The sequence below is a fragment of the Streptomyces sp. NPDC012935 genome (assembly GCF_042900345.1).
Taxonomy (GTDB): domain Bacteria; phylum Actinomycetota; class Actinomycetes; order Streptomycetales; family Streptomycetaceae; genus Streptomyces.
Window position 1 is genome coordinate 212,864 of record NZ_JBIBBC010000011.1, and the last position, 16,512, is coordinate 229,375.

The following is a 16,512-nucleotide window of genomic DNA, read 5'->3' on the forward strand; positions in this document are numbered from 1 at the left end:
TCTCGGCGCCCGAAAAGTGGGGTGAGGGCAGAACGAAGCCCCCGATCACGGGGGAACAACCGGGGGCTTCGCGTCTGCGGGCGGCCTCGAATGACCGCACATTGAGAACGTAAGTCCTGTACGGCCCCCGGGTCAAGCAGAGTTGAGGCACTCCGCGAACTTGCCCCGGAGGGCTCTTCACAAGTTCAGCACAATGCCGATGGGTCGTCACCCTGTGTGATGGCGTGGTCCGGTCCATTGGTCCCGGCGGGCCCAGAAATCACCTCATATCCCTTCCTGCACTGCCGAACCAGAAGGTCGGCGAAGGGCCTGGACGGGTCCTCGGCGAAGTGCTTTCGCTCCGCCCGGACCCACCCGTCCCAGAACTCCCGCTGCTCCTCCCCGTCCCGCGCGCGGCCCCGCGCCCAGGACTCCTCGCGCGGCACTTCCATCCAGAGCAGCTGGGCGAGATACGGGCGCAGGGCGCGGCGGCCGGCGCCGACACCCTCGACGAGCATCACCGGAGCGGGCGGCAGGGCGCGGGACGGTCCGAAACGGCGGGCCCGCCAGTCGTAGGGCGTGCAGTGGGCGGTCCCGCCCCGCGCGAGCGGTTCGATGACCTGGGTCAGCAACCGCTCGGTCCACGCGAACAGCTCGTCGTGGCTCGCGATGTCGTCGAGGCGCAGCACTGGGGCGTCACCCAGTGCCCGGGCCAACTGCCCGGCGAACGTGGACTTTCCGGAGCCGGCGTGGCCGTCGACGCCGATCAGGCGCACCGGGCCGCAGGACGGGGGGAGCCGGCGGAGCCGGGCGGCGAGGTCGTGAATCGTTTTTCCTGAAGTGAGACGGGGTGGTGGGCATATTTCACTGGAACATTCTAGTAGTGGGTGAAAGCGGATGCAGAGACGGGATGAGAAAAGGTGTCGCTTTGAACTAGCCGCCGGATGTCCGCAATGCCGCCGAAAAACTCAAGCCACCACAGTGAAATCTGCGTTCCGGTTGAGCCGCACGCTGAGTAAGGTGCCTGGTGTGCAACTGTGAGGCGCCGTAACGGGGATGGGCTGGGACAGATGGCCGCGGGGTTATTCGAAGGGCAGTATGTGTGGCATCCGGCGGCCGACGACCGCGTGCTCGCGAGCGTATGCGTCGATGTCCGGGCCGGGCGATATCTGAGCGCCGGCGATGCCCTGGCCGAAACTCGCGGTGACTTCGCCCTGCGGGCCCATCGCTCCCTCGTGCTCGCCTCGGAGGCCGCCGACTCCGATCTCGTCGAGCGCTGGCTCGCCGAGGAACCGGGACCCGAGGCGGCGCTGCTGTGGGCGCGGGTGGCCGTGCTGCGGGCGCTGCGCGCGGCCGACGCGCGTGACCCGCGCACCGAGGCGCTGGAGCGGATAGCGCTGGCCGCCTGCGACCGGGCCGCGTCCGTGGACCCCGCCGATCCCACGCCCTGGGTGGCCAAGCTGGCCATGGCCCGGCTGCACCGGCTGCGCGACCGGGCGCCGCGCGGGCTGCTCACCGCCCCGCCCGGGCCGTGGCGCCTGTTCGCGCACATCCTTTCCATCGACCCCTGGCACCGCGAGGCCCACCACCGCTTTCTGGCCTGCTTCTTCACCCGGTACGGCGGCTCCGTGACCGCTGCCTGGGACGTCGCCGCCTTCCTCGGCCAGCGGGCGCCCGCCGACTCGCCGCTGCGCCTGCTGCCGCTGGTCGCCCTGGTGGAGTGCTACGACCCGACCCAGCTGCTCGCCGACCGGGTCTGGGAGCAGCCGCAGTGGCGCACGACCGCCCTGGCGATCCACCACAACTGGCTGCCGACGGTGACCGGCTACTCCTTCACCCCGGTCCTCGACCTGGCCTACCTCGCGCATGCCCTGGTCATGGCCCGGCACGAGGAGGAGGCACGCGCCGCCTTCACGGCGATGGGGCCGTACGCCTCGCGCATGCCCTGGTCCGTCTTCGGCGACCCGGCCGAGCAGCTGTCCCGGGCGCGCCGCGTCTGCGGCCTGCCGGTGCCGGGCGCCTGACGGACCGAAACCCCCCACCAAGAGAAAGGTCCGACCCGTGTCAGAACGGATGACGGCCCCGCGTGCCCGAGCGCGCGGGGGAGCCGATCCGAGCGCGCTCGACGACGACGCGACCCTGCATGCGATGGGTTATCCGAGAAAACTCACCCGCCGCTTTCAGGCGTTCGACAATTTCGCCATCTCCTTCACCATCATCAACATAATCTCGGGAATCTTCTCGGGTTTCGGATTCGGTCTGAACGCCGGCGGTCCGAGCGTTCTCGTCTTCGGCTGGATCGGCGTCTCCGTCATGGTGCTCTTCGTGGGAGCAGCCATGGCGGAAGTCGCCTCCGCCTATCCGACGAGCGGTGCGCTCTATTTCTCTGCCGGAAAGCTCGCCAAACGGCACAAGGGCGCCTGGTCCTGGTACACCGGCTGGCTGAACTTCGTGGGCCAGGTCGGCGGCACGGCCGCCACCGGCTACGCCGCCGCGACTTTCGTCCAGGCGTTCATCGCCCTGCAGTGGCCCGCCTACGAGCCGTCGGGCCACCGGACGGTGCTGATCACAGCGCTGATCATCGTGCTGCAGGGGCTGGCCAACACCTACACCGTGCATCTGGTGGCCGTACTGAACCGGATCTCGGTGTGGTGGCTTCTGATCGGGCTCGTCGTCATCGTGGGTGCATTGATCGTCATGCCCGATCATCATCAGTCGGCTTCGTTCGTCACGCATTTCGCGAACAACACCGGTTTCACGAGCGGCCTTTACGGCGGGATGCTCGGTCTGCTGGTCACGAGCTGGACCTTCACCGGCTTCGACGGCAGCTTCCACATGTCCGAGGAAACCGTCCGGGCGACGGTCAATGCGCCGCGGGGGATCACGCGGGCGATCGCATACTCCGCGATAGCGGGGCTGCTGCTGATGCTCGCATTGGTCTACAGCATTCGCGACTACGACCGGGTGGCGAGCGCGGACGCACCGCCCGTGCAGATCCTGATCGACGGGCTCGGAGTGGGGACCGCCAAGGTGCTGCTGTTGATCGTGATCGGCGCGATGCTCTTCTGCGGCCTCGCCAATCTCACCAGCAACACCCGGCAGATCTTCGCCTTCTCCCGGGACGGCGCGATGCCCGGCTCCCGCTGGTGGCACTCGGTCTCGCCGCGCACCCGCACCCCCGTGAAGGCGGTGTGGCTCGCGGTCGCCTGCTCGCTGGCGCTCGTGCTGCCCGGCTGGTGGTCGCACACGGCGTTCACCGCGATCGTCAGCGTCAACGTCGTCGGGCTCTTCCTCGCGTACGCCGTCCCGATCCTGCTCCGGCTGCGCCTCGGTGACGAGTTCCAGCCGGGGCCGTGGCACCTCGGCCGCTGGGGACGGCCCGTCGGGGTGGTCGCGGTGACCTGGATCCTGCTCAGCAGCGTCCTGTTCATGCTGCCGCACGCCTCACCGGTCACCGCCGACACCTTCAATTACGCACCGGTCGCGCTGGCCGGTGTCCTGGCTGTGGCCACCGTGTGGTGGTTCGCCTCGGCCCGCCGCCGCTTCCACGGCCCGGTGAGCTACGGCCGCCCCGACGAGGTCGCCGCAATGGACCTCGTCTGACGATGCGTCACCCCTTCCCGGCGTACGCCGCCGCAGTGGCGTACGCCGGGACCACCGCTCGTCCATCCCGCCTCGCGCGCAGGGCCCTTGGGGGCAGGAACCCGCCCTCGGGCCATGCCACTGGTCGACACCAATATTGGTGGGGCGCGCCAGGCGCCAAGTGCTGGCAGATGAAGGCACCCGCGGTCATAGTTGGCGGACAAACGTGCACCGGATCCGCCCGACTCGGACACCTGGGGGTTCTTCCGCCCATGAGCAGAGCCGAACAGCCGTCCCGCAGAATCGTTCTGGCCGCCGCGGTCGCCGCAGCCGTCACCGGCAGCGCCGGCTCCGCGGTGGCCGGCGTCCGTCCCGAGGCCAAGGACCCGGCGTCCGCCCCGGCCCGCACCGTCGACAACCGGTTCTGGACCTCGTACGCCGACTGGAGCGCTGGCACAGCCCAGGGCACTCGTGCCGTCGCCGGCGCCCGTCCCGGCATCGTGATCGCCAAGGCCGCCGGCACCACCGACTACACGGACCCGCACACCGGCAGGACCGCCCGCTGGGAGTACGCGACCTGGACGTCCCCCGTGCACCGGCTCACCGTCCCCGCGACCGAGGCGATCGCCTCCTGGAACGCGCACACCCCCGACGGCAGCTGGCTCGGAATCGAACTGCAGGGGACGTACTCGGACGGCACCGCCACGCCCTGGTACGTGCTGGGTCGCTGGGCCGCCGGCGACCAGGACATCCGGCGGACCTCGGTCGACGACCAGAGCGACGACAAGAGCAGCGTCTGGACGGACACGTTCGCCATCGACGACCCGGCCACCGGGCTGCGTCTGGCCTCCTACCGGCTGCGGCTGACCCTCTACCGCAAGCCCGGCACGAAGATCACCCCGAAGGTCTGGCGGGTCGGCGCGATGGGCTCCGACGTCCCCGACCGCTTCACCGTCCCGGCCGCCACGCCCGGCCGCGCCCGGGAGCTGACCGTCCCGCGCTACTCGCAGGAGACCCACGTCGGCCAGTACCCCGAGTACGACAACGGCGGCGAGGCCTGGTGCAGCCCCACCTCCTCGCAGATGATCGTCGAGTACTGGGGCGGCCGGCTCACCCAGGAGCAGCTGTCCTGGGTCGACCCGGCGTTCGCCGACCCGCAGGTCTGCCACGCGGCCCGGTTCACGTTCGACTACCAGTACGACGGCTGCGGGAACTGGCCGTTCAACGCTGCCTACGCGGCCACCTTCAAGGACATGCAGGGCGTCGTCACCCGGCTCCGCTCGCTCACCGACCTGGAGACGCTGATCGCGGCCGGCATCCCGGCCATAACGTCCCAGTCCTTCCTCAAGGAGGAGCTGACGGGGGCCGGGTACGGCACGGCCGGGCATCTGATGACCGTCATCGGCTTCACCGCCGACGGCGACGTGATCGCCAACGACCCGAACTCACCGAGCAACGAGGCGGTGCGGCGCGTCTACAAGCGGCGTGAGTGGGAGAACATCTGGCTGCGTACCAAGCGGTACAACGCCGACGGCAAGGTCGTCTCCGGCACCGGCGGCGTGTGCTACCTCTACTTCCCGGCGCGTCCGACCCCCAGCCAGCGCGCGGCGCTCGCGGCGGTGGGGGTGCGCTGAGCGGGTTTGTGCTGTGAGCAACCTCTCTGCCGCATGTGCGGTTCGCGGTGGCAGGGTGGGCGTATGACCGCGCACTCAGCCACCGCCACCCGCGTCCGTACCGGCGGCCCCAAGGAAGACGGCCCGAAGATCCTCGAGCACGTCATGGGCTGGACCCTCGTCGTGGTCGTCGCGATGCTGGTCACCCAGCTCGGCCTGTTGTGACTTGACACACACGATCCTCTTTGACCGGACATTTACCGACTCTGCTGTAGAGCGGCTTCATCAAAGTCGATCAGACTCGAACGAGCAGCTGGTGTGCCTCTGCCATACTGCGGATGTCCCGCCGCCCGTTGAGTAACAGGGTCGAAATTGAATATCAGTCAGCAGCGTGACGCGGCCCGCCCCCGGGCCCGCGGCACCGAGCGCTCGATGGCGCGCCGTGCCGAACTCATCGTCATCGGGCGGAAGCTGTTCGCCGACACGTCGTACGACGCCCTCTCCATGGACGACATCGCCCGCCAGGCCCATGTCGCCAAGGGGCTCATCTACTACTACTTCCAGTCCAAGCGCGGCTATTACCTGGCGATCATCCAGGACTCCGTCGCCGACCTGGTCACCTTCGCCGCGGGCGGCATCGAACTCCAGCCGGTGGACCGTGTCCACCGCACCATCGACAGCTACCTCCGCTACGCCGAGCACAACCAGGCCGCCTACCGCACCATCGTCAGCGGCGGCGTCGGCTTCGACACCGAGGTGCACGCGATCCGGGACGGTGTGCGCGAGGCGATCGTGGCGACCCTGTCCGAGGGGGCGTACGGCCGCACCGACATCGCCCCGCTGGCCCGGATGGGCCTGCTCGCCTGGGTGTGCAGCGTCGAGGGCGCCACGCTCGACTGGATCGACCGCCCCGAACTGCCCCGCGACACCATGCGCGAACTGCTGGTGAAGACGCTGGGTGGCGCCATGCGCGCCATCGAGGAGATGGACCCCGCCTACCCGGCCCCGGACCCGGCCCGCCGGGACGGCTGACCCGGCCGGGACCACGACAAGGGGCGGAGGTCTCGTGGTCCTCCGCCCCTGGCCCCCCGTGCGGCCGGCTACTTGATCGCCTTGATCAGCTCACCGCCCGTCGTGTCCCCGCTCAGCTCCCAGAAGAACGTCCCGCCCAGCCCCTGCTGGTTCTTGTACGTCATCTTCGTCGCGATGGTCGCGGGGGTGTCGTAACTCCACCAGTTGTTCCCGCACTTGGCATACGCGGTGCCGCCCACCGTCCCGGTCGCCGGGCACTTGGTCTTGAGGACCTTGTAGTCCTCGATGCCCGCCTCGTAGGTGCCGGCGGCCGCCCCGGTCGCCGTGCCGCCGGGCGCCGACTGGGTGACGCCCGTCCAGCCGCGGCCGTAGAAGCCGATGCCGAGCAGCAGCTTGGACGACGGGATGCCGAGGGCCTTGAGCTTGGCGATGGTCGCCGAGGTGTGGAAGCCGGCCTTCGGGATGCCGGAGTAGGAGTTCAGCGGGGAGTGCGGAGCCGTGGGACCGGTCGCGTCCCAGGCCCCGAAGAAGTCGTACGTCATCGGGTTGTACCAGTCGACGTACTGAGCCGCGCCCGCGTAGTTCGCCGCGTCGATCTTCCCGCCGCTCGTCGCGTCGGCCGTGATCGCCGCGGTGACCAGGTTGCCGGAGCCGAACTTGGCGCGCACCGCCGACATCAGGTTCTTGAAGGCCTCCCGGCCGCTGGTGTCACAGGTGGCGCCGCAGGCGTTCGGGTACTCCCAGTCGATGTCGATGCCGTCGAAGACGTCGGCCCACTTGGAGTTCTCGACCAGGTCGTAGCAGGACTGTGCGAACGCTGCGGGGTTGCGGGCCGCCTCGCCGAAGCCGTTCGACCAGGTCCAGCCGCCGAAGGACCACAGGACCTTCAGACCCGGGTGCTTCTTCTTGAGTTCGCGCAGCTGGTTGAAGTTGCCGCGCAGCGGCTGGTCCCAGGTGTCGGCGACGCCGTCCACGGACTCGGCCGCGGTGTAGGTGCGTTCGGTCGCGGCGTAGTTGTCGCCGATCGCGCACTTGCCGCCCGTGACATTGCCGAACGCGTAGTTGATGTGGGTCAGCTTGGCCGCGGATCCGGACGTCTCGATGTTCTTGACGTAGTACTTGCGGTCGTAGGTGCCCCATTCGGTGAAGTAGCCGACGACCTTGGAGCCGGCGGTCAGTCTCGGCGACGAGGGGGCGGGTTCCGCCGTGGCGGCGCCGGCGCCGGCCAGCAGCCCGGCGCCGAGGACGGCCGCACACGCGGCGGACACGAGCGCCCGGAACCGGACGCGGGGGCGGTGCGAAGTGTGCATCGGGTGTCTCCTCCGTGGGGGAGAGGGGAGCTGGGCCGATTGGCATGAACGCGATGATGTGAACCGCTCCGCCAAGGTAGGAGGACTAGACCAGTACGTCAATGGTTCGGACCAATTTCGGTGCCGTGGATAACTTGCTGGATACTTCTTTGAGTGAGCGGTCGTTAACTGGTGACGGGGTGCCTCCGATCGGGCATACTCACAGCGCACAGCCGCTGGTCAGCAGCTTTCGAGACCCGGAAATTGCGAGCATCGGACCGGCACCGGTAAGACCCGGCGGAGCCGCCACACCCAAGGCGTACCTTCGCCGACGTGCCCGACAGGGAGGATCGTCGACATGCCCGACCGCGCCCCGCAGCCGGTGGACCGTCAACTGCCCACGGACGAGGCCCGGGATCTGATCTCGCTCGTCCGCGACATCGCGCAGCGCGAGATCGCCCCGAAGGCGGCCGAGGAGGAGGACGCCGGACGCTTCCCGCGCGAGGTCTTCACCCTGCTCTCGGAATCGGGACTGCTCGGCCTGCCCTACGACGTCGAATACGGCGGCGGCGACCAGCCCTACGAGGTCTACCTCCAGGTCCTCGAGGAACTCGCCGCGGCCCGCCTCACCGTCGGCCTCGGCGCCAGCGTGCACACCCTGGCCTCCTACTCCCTGGCCGCCTACGGCACCAAGCAGCAGCAGGTCGAGCACCTGCCCGCGATGCTCGGCGGCGGACTGCTCGGCGCGTACTGCCTCTCGGAACCGTCCTCGGGATCGGACGCGGCCTCGCTGCGCACCAAGGCGGTGCGCGACGGCGACGACTGGGTGATCACCGGTACCAAGGCCTGGATCACGCACGGCGGCATCGCCGACTTCTACACGGTCCTGGCGCGCACCGGCGAGGACGGCCCGCGCGGGATCACCGCCTTCCTCGTGCCCGGTGACGCGCGGGGGCTGAGCGCGGCGGCGCCCGAGAAGAAGATGGGGATGAAGGGCTCGCCCACGGCTCAGGTCCACTTCGACGAGGTCCGGGTCGGCGACGAGCGGCGCATCGGCGACGAGGGCCAGGGCTTCGCGATCGCCCTGTCCGCGCTGGACTCGGGGCGGCTCGGCATCGCGGCCTGCGCGATCGGCGTGGCCCAGGCCGCACTGGACGAGGCGGTGGCGTACGCGACGGATCGACGGCAGTTCGGCAAGCCGATCGCCGACTTCCAGGGTCTGCGATTCATGATCGCCGACATGGCGACGCAGATCGAGGCGGGCCGCGCGCTCTACCTGGCCGCGGCGCGGCTGCGCGACGCGGGCCGGCCGTTCGCCAAGCAGGCGGCCATGGCCAAGCTGCACTGCACCGACACGGCGATGAAGGTCACCACCGACGCCGTCCAGATCCTCGGCGGGTACGGCTACACCGCGGACTTCCCGGCCGAGCGTTACATGCGCGAGGCCAAGGTCCTGCAGATCGTCGAGGGCACCAACCAGATTCAGCGGATGGTCATCGCCCGTCACCTAGCAGGTCCCGAGGGACGCTGAACTGACCACGCTTGACCTGCGGCGCCGCGAGCCGGATCCACTCCGGGTCGTGGTGCCCGGGCAGGGTGCGGCCACGGTCGGCCCAGGTGCGCATCAGCTCGCGGTAGATGGGCGGATCCGGCTGCTGCGGAGGCGCCGGCGCAAGCGTTCCTGCGGGCCGCGGAACGAAGATGCGGCGCTGCGGTCCGGTCGCCGAATAGGTGGGGGGCATACCAGGGCAACGCGGAGGTGGGCGGACAAGTCACCGCCCGTCGAAATCGGGCGTGAGTTCACGGACGTCCGGCTCACTCTCTGGCCACCTGCGGCTGCCTGACGTACCGTCAGCCCAGCCGCCGCCAGGGAGGTCAGCCATGGCCGACGACCACCGCCCCGTACCGCTCGACGAGTACCCGGTGCACCAGGTGCCGCTGTCCATGCGGTACGTCGCGACCAGCGACCGCAACGCCTACGACCGCTGCATCTTCCACGTCCTCGACCACGAGGGGCGTGCCCTGCTGATCCTAGGCCTCGGGGTGTACCCGAACACCGGGGTGATCGACGCGTACGCGACCCTTCGGGTGGGCGACACGCTGCACGCGGTGCGGGCCTCGGACGCCCTGGGCGAGGACCGCATGCGGCTCGCCGTCGGACCGCTGCGCATCGAGGTCGTGGAGCCGCTGCGACGCCTGCGACTGACGTGCGACGACGACGAGTTGTCGTACGACATCACCTGGACCGCCGACTTCCCGGCCCTCTGGGAACCGCACCATCTCCAGCGCCGCGGCGACCGGCTCACCCTCGAAGGGCGCCGCTTCGTGCAGGCGGGCGGCGTGCAGGGTGTGGTGCGCGCCGGTGGTGCGGAGTTCCGCGTCACGCCCGCGGAGTGGACCGGCACCCGCGACCGCAGCTGGGGCGTGCGCCCCATGCCCGGCGAGGAGGGCGGGCGGTTCGCCGAGGAGCACCCGACGGAGGGCTTCCACTGGATCTGGTGCCCGGTGCGCTTCGAGGACCGCTTCCTGATGGTGATCGTTCAGGAGGACGCCGACGGGCATCGCTCGCTGAGTGAGGCGACGCTGGTCCGCCCCGGCCACCGCGACCGCCAACTGGGCTGGCCCCAGGCCGAGATCGGCTACCGCTCGGGCACCCGCCACCCGGAACGCGCCCTCATCCACCTCGGCGACATCCGTAAGCCGCAGGAGCTCGAGGTAGAGGTCCTTGCCTCCTCCCCGCTCGCCATCGGCGCCGGCTACCCGCCCGCGGACGACTGGCAGCACGGCATGTGGCGCGGCCGCGGCTGGACCGACCGGCGCACCTACGACCTCACCGAGGCCCACCCGTTGGCCGCGTACGGCGTCACCGACCACGCCGCACGCTTCCGGCTGGACGGCCGGGTCGGCCACGGCATCTTCGAGCACGGCTCGTTCGGACGGCACGACCCGAGCGGGTTCGCGGATTTCAAGTCGGTCGCACCGTAGGGGGTTTGCAGCATGGCAGCCACGGCACCCCGGCCCCGCCCGCGCACCACCACCCGCGACCCGGAGGAGGTCACCCGCCGCCTCACCGCGTGGCTCGGCACCCGACTGCCGGGGGCCAAAGCGGTCGGTGTCACGGCCCCCGAGTCCAACGGCATGTCCAGCGAGACCCTGCTCTTCGACATCGAGCACCCCGAAACACCAGTGCGCTCCTGCGCGTTGCGGCTCGCGGCGGACCCCGCGGCATACACCGTCTTCCCGGTGTACGACATGCCGCGCCAGTACCGGACCCTGCGCGTCGTGGCCGAGCACACGGATCTGCCCGTGCCCGAGGCCCTGTGGCTGGAGGAGGACCCCGGCCCGCTGGGGGCGCCCTTCTTCGTCATGGAGCGCGTCGAGGGGCGCGTCCCGCCGGACGTCATGCCGTACACCTACGAGGGCAACTGGCTGCATGCCGCGAGCGACGAGGAACGCGAGCGGCTGGAAGGGGCCACCATCGGGCTGCTGGCCCGACTGCACGACCAAGTCCCGGCGCAGGATGCGGAGTTTCTCGCCTTCCCCGGTGAGGGTGACGCACTGCGGCGGCATGTCACGGCTCAACGCGCCTACTACGAATGGGTGGTTGACGGACTCGCCCGCTCACCGCTCATCGAGGACGCGTTCGACCGCCTGGAGGAGCTCTGGCCGAGCGATCCGGGCGAACCCGTGCTCAACTGGGGCGACGCGCGCATCGGGAACGTCATCTACGACGGTTTCGAGCCCGCCGCCGTGCTCGACTGGGAAATGGCCGCACTGGCCCCGCGCGAGGTCGACCTCGGCTGGACCGTCTATCTGCACCGCTTCTTCCAGGACCTGACGGTCGCCTTCGGACAGCGCGGTCTGCCCGACTTCCTGCGCCGCGACCGGGTAGAGGCCCGCTACGCCGACCTCACCGGTCACACGCCACGAGACATGGACTTCCACACGCTGTACGCCGCCCTGCGGCACGCAGTCGTCATGCTGCGGATCGCCTACCGCCAGGCCTACTTCGGCGAAGTCGCCGTCCCGGCGGACCCGGACACACTGATCCTGCACCACGGCAGCCTGCGAGCCATGGTGCAGGGCAGCTACTGGAACTGAGCGATGCGGCCATCGCCCCGCGCGGGGCGGAGTGCGCTCAGGCGGCCTGGCGTCGCATGCCCCGGACCCTGATGGGACGCGAGCCGGGACCGCCGACGTGCGAGAAGGGCTGGGTCCGCCAGTCCAGTCCCTGAGGGAGCGTCAACAGCAGGGCGGTGTCCTGCTCGTGGGGCTCCTCCGTCTCGTCCGCGGAGCGCGCCTCGGCGGCCCTGCGGCCCGTACCGGCGCAGACCGTGAGGCCGAACGGATTCCACGGAGAGGCGCACAGCGCGTGCTCCGGCAGAACCTCCTCGTCCGCCAGCAGGGCGATGGGCTGCGCGCAGTCCGGGCAGATCACCCGGTACATCTCGAAGGTGTCGTACGCGTCGTACGCGTCGAGTTCGTCGTCGAAGGCGTCGGGTTCGACGCCCTCCGGAGCGGGTTCGTCGACCGGCTGGAGCCGCTTGGGTGCGGTACGACCAGGGCGCTTAAGACTCTGCATTGGGTTCTCCCCCTCGGGCTGGGCCGTGACGGCACTGCGGCCTCGACCACAGCAAGCACTTCCCGTCCGGTCTCGGCGGTAATCACGAGAACATCACGGAGCCTGTTCGAGGCCTGTGGCGTTCGTCACATGCCGCTCGCAGGTGCCCGTGGCGGCCGGTTTGTCCCTCAGTCGGCTCACAGCAGCCTCTCGGAGACATCACAAACCGGGCATGACCTGGGCTGCTCAGGTATCGGGGGAGATCAGCCGCACTGTAGGTTCTTGCGCCATGGAGGAGCTGGACCGACAAATCGTGCAGCTGCTCGTCAAAGACGGGCGGATGAGCTACACCGACCTGGGCAAGGCCACGGGCCTGTCCACGTCTGCCGTGCACCAGCGGGTGCGCCGGCTCGAGCAGCGCGGCGTCATCCGCGGCTATGCCGCGGTCGTGGACTCCGAGGCGGTGGGGCTGCCCATGACGGCCTTCATCTCGGTGAAACCGTTCGACCCCAGCGCCCCCGACGACATCGCGGACCGGCTGGCCGGCGTTCCCGAGATCGAGGCCTGTCACAGCGTCGCCGGGGACGAGAACTACATCCTGAAGGTCCGTGTGGCCACGCCGCACGAGCTGGAGGAACTGCTGGCCCGGCTACGGTCGCTGGCGGGGGTCTCGACCCGGACAACCGTGGTGCTGTCCACGCCCTATGAGGCCCGGCCGCCCAAGATCTAGTGCCCGGTGTCCGGGGCGGTCCCGGTGAGGCGCGAGACTGTTCTCCATGAGTGAGCGCAGCGCCGAACCGAAGACCGTCCTTCTCCGCCGCGGAGAAGTCCACAGCCCCGCCGACCCCTTCGCCACCGCGATGGTCGTCGAGCGCGGACAGGTCGCCTGGGTCGGTTCCGAGGGGGCCGCCGATGCCTTCGCGGACGGCGTGGACGAGGTCGTCGATCTGGACGGTGCTCTGGTCACGCCCGCGTTCACCGACGCGCATGTGCACACCACCGCCACGGGTCTCGCCCTCACCGGCCTCGACCTGTCCGACGCGCCCTCCCTGGAGGCGGCCCTCGCCCTCGTACGGGACTTCGCCGCCGCCCGGCCCAGGGACCGCGTCCTGCTCGGCCACGGCTGGGACGCCTCGCGCTGGCCCGGCGGGCGTCCGCCGACGCGTGCCGAGCTCGACGAGGCCACCGGCGGCCGCCCCCTGTATCTCTCCCGCATCGACGTCCACTCGGCGGTCGTCACCACGGCCCTGCTGGACATGACGCCCGGCGACCTCGGCGCGGCGGACGCCCCGCTCGTCGCCGGCGCCCACCACGCCGTGCGCGCCACCGCGCTGGCCGCCATCACCCCCGCCCAGCGCATCGAGGCCCAGCGCGCCGCCCTCGCCCACGCCACCTCCCTCGGGATCGGCACCGTCCACGAGTGCGGCGGGCCGGACATCTCCTCCGAGGACGACTTCACCGGCCTGCTCCGGCTCGCAGCCGAGGAAGCCGGCCCTCGGGTCGTCGGCTACTGGGCGGAGCAGGATGTCGACAAGGCCCGGGCACTGGGGGCGATCGGGGCGGCCGGTGACCTGTTCGTCGACGGCGCCCTCGGCTCCCACACCGCCTGTCTGCACCAGCCGTACGCCGACGCCGGCCACACCGGCACCGCCTACCTGGACGCGGCTGCCGTCGCCGCCCACGTCGCGGCCTGCACCGAGGCCGGCCTCCAGGCGGGCTTCCACGCGATCGGCGACGCCGCCGTGACCGCCGTCGTCGAGGGCGTCCGAGCCGCCGCCGAGAAGCTCGGGCTCGCCCGCATCCGCGCCGCCCGCCACCGCGTCGAGCACGCGGAGATGCTCAGCCCCGACACCATCGCGGCCTTCGCCGAGCTGGGCCTGACCGCCTCGGTGCAACCCGCGTTCGATGCGCTGTGGGGCGGCGAGGAGGGCATGTACGCCCAGCGCCTGGGCGTCGAACGCGCCCGTTCACTGAACCCCTTCGCGGCCCTGCTGCGCGCCGGTGTACCCCTCGCCTTCGGCTCCGACAGTCCCGTCACGCCCCTCGGCCCCTGGGGCACGGTCCGCGCGGCCGCGTTCCATCACACGCCCGAGCACCAGGTGTCCGTGCGCGCCGCGTTCACGGCGCACACACGCGGCGGCTGGCGGGCGATCGGGCGCGACGACGCGGGCGTCCTGGTGCCCGGCGCCCCCGCCGACTACGCCGTGTGGCGCACCGGTGAACTGGTGGTCCAGGCCCCGGACGACCGGGTCGCGCGCTGGTCCACCGACCCCCGCTCCGGCACCCCCGGCCTGCCCGACCTGACCCCCGGCAGGGAACTCCCGACCTGCCTGAGCACGGTTGTGGGCGGACGAACGGTCTTCGTACGGCCGGGCGAGTGATCTCCCGGGGTGGCGCGAACCGGATCGACCCGCTCCGCCCCGTCGCGCGACCTGCGCATCCTCTGCGCTGACCAGCGAGTTGGGCGAATTTTCGCAGCTCAAACGGCTGTTGACAGGCGGAGGCCCGGGGCCGGTAGGTTCGGCCGAGTCCACCACCGGACGCCCGACCGGGGAACCGCGGAACTTCCGGGAACCCGTCGCAACGCCGCTGGGTCAGGGACGGTGTGCCGTACCGGGGCACCGTCACTGGGAGCCAGGCTCAGTGCCCGCGCGGCGACGACGGAACGTTCCGGCCGGTCGGGGAGGTGTGACCCGGGTGGGGCCCGGGCGCTCAGTAGACAACGGCTTTCGGTCGACCCGCAGCCAGCGGGTCCCAGGTCGGCCCGAAGGGCGCCGGGCCCCCATCCGCAGGAGGCGTGCACCGGCGTACGGATGCGCAAAACCCAGCCCTGCCCGGCTCTTGCGGAATCGACACCGCCATACGAACGTGCTGTCACGTCAGCGCAGGCCGCGCCCACTATGGTGGACGTCTGCGTACGGATGTGAAGGGGCAGCAGTGAACGACGGCGACGGGACCCTCGCGGCTCAGGACCGGGGGAAGCGGTTCGGGCCGCTCGGCACGGCGTTGGTGATCATTCCGACCTACAACGAGGCGGAGAACATCAAGAGCATCGTCGGCCGGGTCCGCAAGGCGGTCCCCGAGGCGCACGTGCTCGTGGCCGACGACAACAGCCCCGACGGCACCGGCAAGCTCGCGGACGAACTCGCCGCCGAGGACGACCACGTCCAGGTTCTGCACCGCAAGGGCAAGGAGGGCCTCGGCGCCGCATACCTCGCGGGCTTCCGCTGGGGCATCGAGAACGGCTACGGCGTCCTGGTCGAGATGGACGCCGACGGCTCCCACCAGCCCGAGGAACTGCCCCGTCTGCTGACCGCCCTCAAGGGCGCCGACCTCGTCCTCGGCTCCCGCTGGGTACCCGGCGGCCGGGTCGTGAACTGGCCCAAGTCCCGTGAGTTCATCTCCCGCGGCGGCAGCCTCTACTCCCGGGTCGCCCTGGACCTGCCCTTGCGCGACATCACGGGCGGCTACCGCGCCTTCCGCCGAGAGACCCTCGAGGGCCTCGGCCTCGACGACGTCGCCTCCCAGGGCTACTGCTTCCAGGTCGACCTCGCCCGCCGCGCGGTCAAGGCCGGCTTCCATGTCGTCGAGGTGCCGATCACCTTCGTCGAGCGGGAGCTCGGGGACTCGAAGATGAGCCGCGACATCCTCGTCGAGGCGCTGTGGCGGGTCACGTCGTGGGGCGCGCGGGAGCGCGTGGGCAAGCTGCTGGACCGCACGAAGTCATCGCCGCCGTCGCGACCGTCGTAGCGGCCGCCGCCGTAGGACCACGACCGCACAGGCGGAGGCCGTCGCCTTCTCGTCCCGCCGGTCGGCGTCCTCTTATCCCGCTCTGAGCCGGGGCCAGGCACACTGGACGCATGACGACTGGCGCTCCGACCCCCACCTATCCCGCCCGGCCACGGCGCTCCCGGCTGCGCACCTTCCTGCCGCTGGGCATCGCCGCCTGGCTGGTGCTGGAGATCTGGCTGTTGACCGTGGTCGCGGACGTGGCGGGCGGGCTCACGGTGTTCCTGCTGCTGCTCGCCGGACTCGTGCTCGGCTCGGTGGTCATCAAGCGGGCAGGGCGACGCGCCTTCCAGGCCCTGAACGAGGCGCTGCAGCGCGGCGGCACCCCGGAGCGCGGCGGTGGCAACGGCCTGATGATGCTCGGCGGCCTGCTGATCATGCTGCCCGGCCTGATCTCGGACGCGCTGGGCCTGATCCTGCTGATTCCGCCGGTCCAGAAGGCCGTGAGCGGCTACGCGGAGCGGACCTTCGAGCGGAAGCTGCGTGAGGCGGGGCCGGGTTCGTTCGGCGATGCCTTCCAGCAGGCCCGTATGCACCGGCCCGACGGCAAGGTGGTGCAGGGTGAGGTCATCAGGGACGAGCCCGGGGACGCCCCGCAGGGGCCGAGGCCGCCGCTGAGCAGCTGAGCCGAGCAGCGGACCGATGTGATCCGGGGGCGAAGCCCCCG

The 16,512-nt window shown here is 70.6% G+C and carries 15 protein-coding genes; 12 read left to right on the forward strand and 3 right to left on the reverse strand.

The annotated features are described in order from the left end of the window. Window positions 1-185 precede the first annotated feature (185 nt). Window positions 186-806, reverse strand: coding sequence for a uridine kinase (locus tag ACFY5C_RS26025; protein ID WP_389448070.1), 621 nt, complete (start codon window positions 804-806; stop codon window positions 186-188). A 243-nt stretch (window positions 807-1,049) separates the two neighbouring features. On the opposite strand from ACFY5C_RS26025, the gene ACFY5C_RS26030 reads away from it, so the two are divergent. From ACFY5C_RS26030 to ACFY5C_RS26050, 5 genes are all read left to right on the forward strand, one after another. Further along, complete coding sequence (locus ACFY5C_RS26030) at window positions 1,050-2,003, forward strand: hypothetical protein (protein ID WP_389447969.1); 954 nt, start codon at window positions 1,050-1,052, stop codon at window positions 2,001-2,003. 37 nt (window positions 2,004-2,040) lie between these two features. After that, a complete protein-coding gene (locus ACFY5C_RS26035) occupies window positions 2,041-3,582 on the forward strand; it encodes an amino acid permease (protein WP_389447971.1) in 1,542 nt (513 codons plus the stop codon). A gap of 251 nt (window positions 3,583-3,833) precedes the next feature. Then, the gene (locus tag ACFY5C_RS26040; protein WP_389447973.1) at window positions 3,834-5,195 is read left to right on the forward strand and encodes a peptidase C39 family protein; all 1,362 of its coding nucleotides are present in this window, start codon (window positions 3,834-3,836) and stop codon (window positions 5,193-5,195) included. A 63-nt stretch (window positions 5,196-5,258) separates the two neighbouring features. After that, a complete protein-coding gene (locus ACFY5C_RS26045) occupies window positions 5,259-5,399 on the forward strand; it encodes an SCO1431 family membrane protein (RefSeq protein WP_328429045.1) in 141 nt (46 codons plus the stop codon). A 147-nt stretch (window positions 5,400-5,546) separates the two neighbouring features. Then, the gene (locus tag ACFY5C_RS26050) at window positions 5,547-6,206 is read left to right on the forward strand and encodes a TetR/AcrR family transcriptional regulator (protein WP_389447975.1); all 660 of its coding nucleotides are present in this window, start codon (window positions 5,547-5,549) and stop codon (window positions 6,204-6,206) included. Between the two features lie 68 nt (window positions 6,207-6,274). Here ACFY5C_RS26050 and ACFY5C_RS26055 read toward each other — a convergent pair whose 3' ends face one another. Then, the gene (locus ACFY5C_RS26055; protein ID WP_389447977.1) at window positions 6,275-7,516 is read right to left on the reverse strand and encodes a glycoside hydrolase family 18 protein; all 1,242 of its coding nucleotides are present in this window, start codon (window positions 7,514-7,516) and stop codon (window positions 6,275-6,277) included. A 337-nt stretch (window positions 7,517-7,853) separates the two neighbouring features. Between ACFY5C_RS26055 and ACFY5C_RS26060 the strand changes: the two genes are divergently transcribed. The 3 genes from ACFY5C_RS26060 (at window position 7,854) to ACFY5C_RS26070 (ending at window position 11,596) form a co-directional block, all read left to right on the forward strand. Further along, a complete protein-coding gene (locus ACFY5C_RS26060; protein WP_389447979.1) occupies window positions 7,854-9,026 on the forward strand; it encodes an acyl-CoA dehydrogenase family protein in 1,173 nt (390 codons plus the stop codon). 350 nt (window positions 9,027-9,376) lie between these two features. After that, window positions 9,377-10,480: a hypothetical protein gene (locus ACFY5C_RS26065; protein WP_389447981.1), complete on the forward strand. Its 1,104-nt coding sequence runs from the start codon at window positions 9,377-9,379 to the stop codon at window positions 10,478-10,480. Between the two features lie 12 nt (window positions 10,481-10,492). Next, complete coding sequence (locus tag ACFY5C_RS26070; RefSeq protein ID WP_389447983.1) at window positions 10,493-11,596, forward strand: phosphotransferase family protein; 1,104 nt, start codon at window positions 10,493-10,495, stop codon at window positions 11,594-11,596. Window positions 11,597-11,633: 37 nt separating this feature from the next. On the opposite strand, the gene ACFY5C_RS26075 is transcribed toward ACFY5C_RS26070, so the two are convergent. After that, the gene (locus tag ACFY5C_RS26075; protein WP_389447985.1) at window positions 11,634-12,077 is read right to left on the reverse strand and encodes a hypothetical protein; all 444 of its coding nucleotides are present in this window, start codon (window positions 12,075-12,077) and stop codon (window positions 11,634-11,636) included. Between the two features lie 268 nt (window positions 12,078-12,345). On the opposite strand from ACFY5C_RS26075, the gene ACFY5C_RS26080 reads away from it, so the two are divergent. The 4 genes from ACFY5C_RS26080 to fxsA all read left to right on the forward strand — a co-directional run bounded on the left by ACFY5C_RS26080 (window position 12,346) and on the right by fxsA (window position 16,471). After that, entirely contained in the window at window positions 12,346-12,786 is a 441-nt protein-coding gene (locus tag ACFY5C_RS26080; protein WP_328429053.1) for an Lrp/AsnC family transcriptional regulator, read from the forward strand. Between the two features lie 46 nt (window positions 12,787-12,832). Further along, window positions 12,833-14,437, forward strand: a complete 1,605-nt coding sequence (locus ACFY5C_RS26085; RefSeq protein ID WP_389447987.1) for an amidohydrolase — start codon at window positions 12,833-12,835, stop codon at window positions 14,435-14,437. 556 nt (window positions 14,438-14,993) lie between these two features. Beyond that, window positions 14,994-15,806, forward strand: coding sequence for a polyprenol monophosphomannose synthase (locus tag ACFY5C_RS26090; protein WP_389447989.1), 813 nt, complete (start codon window positions 14,994-14,996; stop codon window positions 15,804-15,806). Window positions 15,807-15,916: 110 nt separating this feature from the next. Continuing rightward, window positions 15,917-16,471 carry an FxsA family membrane protein gene (gene fxsA, locus ACFY5C_RS26095; RefSeq protein ID WP_389447991.1) on the forward strand — a complete coding sequence of 185 codons (555 nt, stop codon included), beginning with the start codon at window positions 15,917-15,919 and terminating at the stop codon, window positions 16,469-16,471. Window positions 16,472-16,512 lie beyond the last annotated feature (41 nt).

Excerpts from the sequence above, each read along its gene's own strand:
- ACFY5C_RS26070 (WP_389447983.1), top strand. The coding sequence starts at position 10,493 with ATGGCAGCCACGGCACCCCGGCCCCGCCCGCGCACCACCACCCGCGAC.
- ACFY5C_RS26060 (WP_389447979.1), top strand. The coding sequence starts at position 7,854 with ATGCCCGACCGCGCCCCGCAGCCGGTGGACCGTCAACTGCCCACGGAC.
- ACFY5C_RS26055 (WP_389447977.1), bottom strand. The coding sequence starts at position 7,516 with ATGCACACTTCGCACCGCCCCCGCGTCCGGTTCCGGGCGCTCGTGTCC.
- ACFY5C_RS26040 (WP_389447973.1), top strand. The coding sequence starts at position 3,834 with ATGAGCAGAGCCGAACAGCCGTCCCGCAGAATCGTTCTGGCCGCCGCG.
- ACFY5C_RS26080 (WP_328429053.1), top strand. The coding sequence starts at position 12,346 with ATGGAGGAGCTGGACCGACAAATCGTGCAGCTGCTCGTCAAAGACGGG.
- ACFY5C_RS26030 (WP_389447969.1), top strand. The coding sequence starts at position 1,050 with ATGGCCGCGGGGTTATTCGAAGGGCAGTATGTGTGGCATCCGGCGGCC.
- ACFY5C_RS26085 (WP_389447987.1), top strand. The coding sequence starts at position 12,833 with ATGAGTGAGCGCAGCGCCGAACCGAAGACCGTCCTTCTCCGCCGCGGA.
- ACFY5C_RS26045 (WP_328429045.1), top strand. The coding sequence starts at position 5,259 with ATGACCGCGCACTCAGCCACCGCCACCCGCGTCCGTACCGGCGGCCCC.
- ACFY5C_RS26075 (WP_389447985.1), bottom strand. The coding sequence starts at position 12,077 with ATGCAGAGTCTTAAGCGCCCTGGTCGTACCGCACCCAAGCGGCTCCAG.
- ACFY5C_RS26065 (WP_389447981.1), top strand. The coding sequence starts at position 9,377 with ATGGCCGACGACCACCGCCCCGTACCGCTCGACGAGTACCCGGTGCAC.
- fxsA (WP_389447991.1), top strand. The coding sequence starts at position 15,917 with ATGACGACTGGCGCTCCGACCCCCACCTATCCCGCCCGGCCACGGCGC.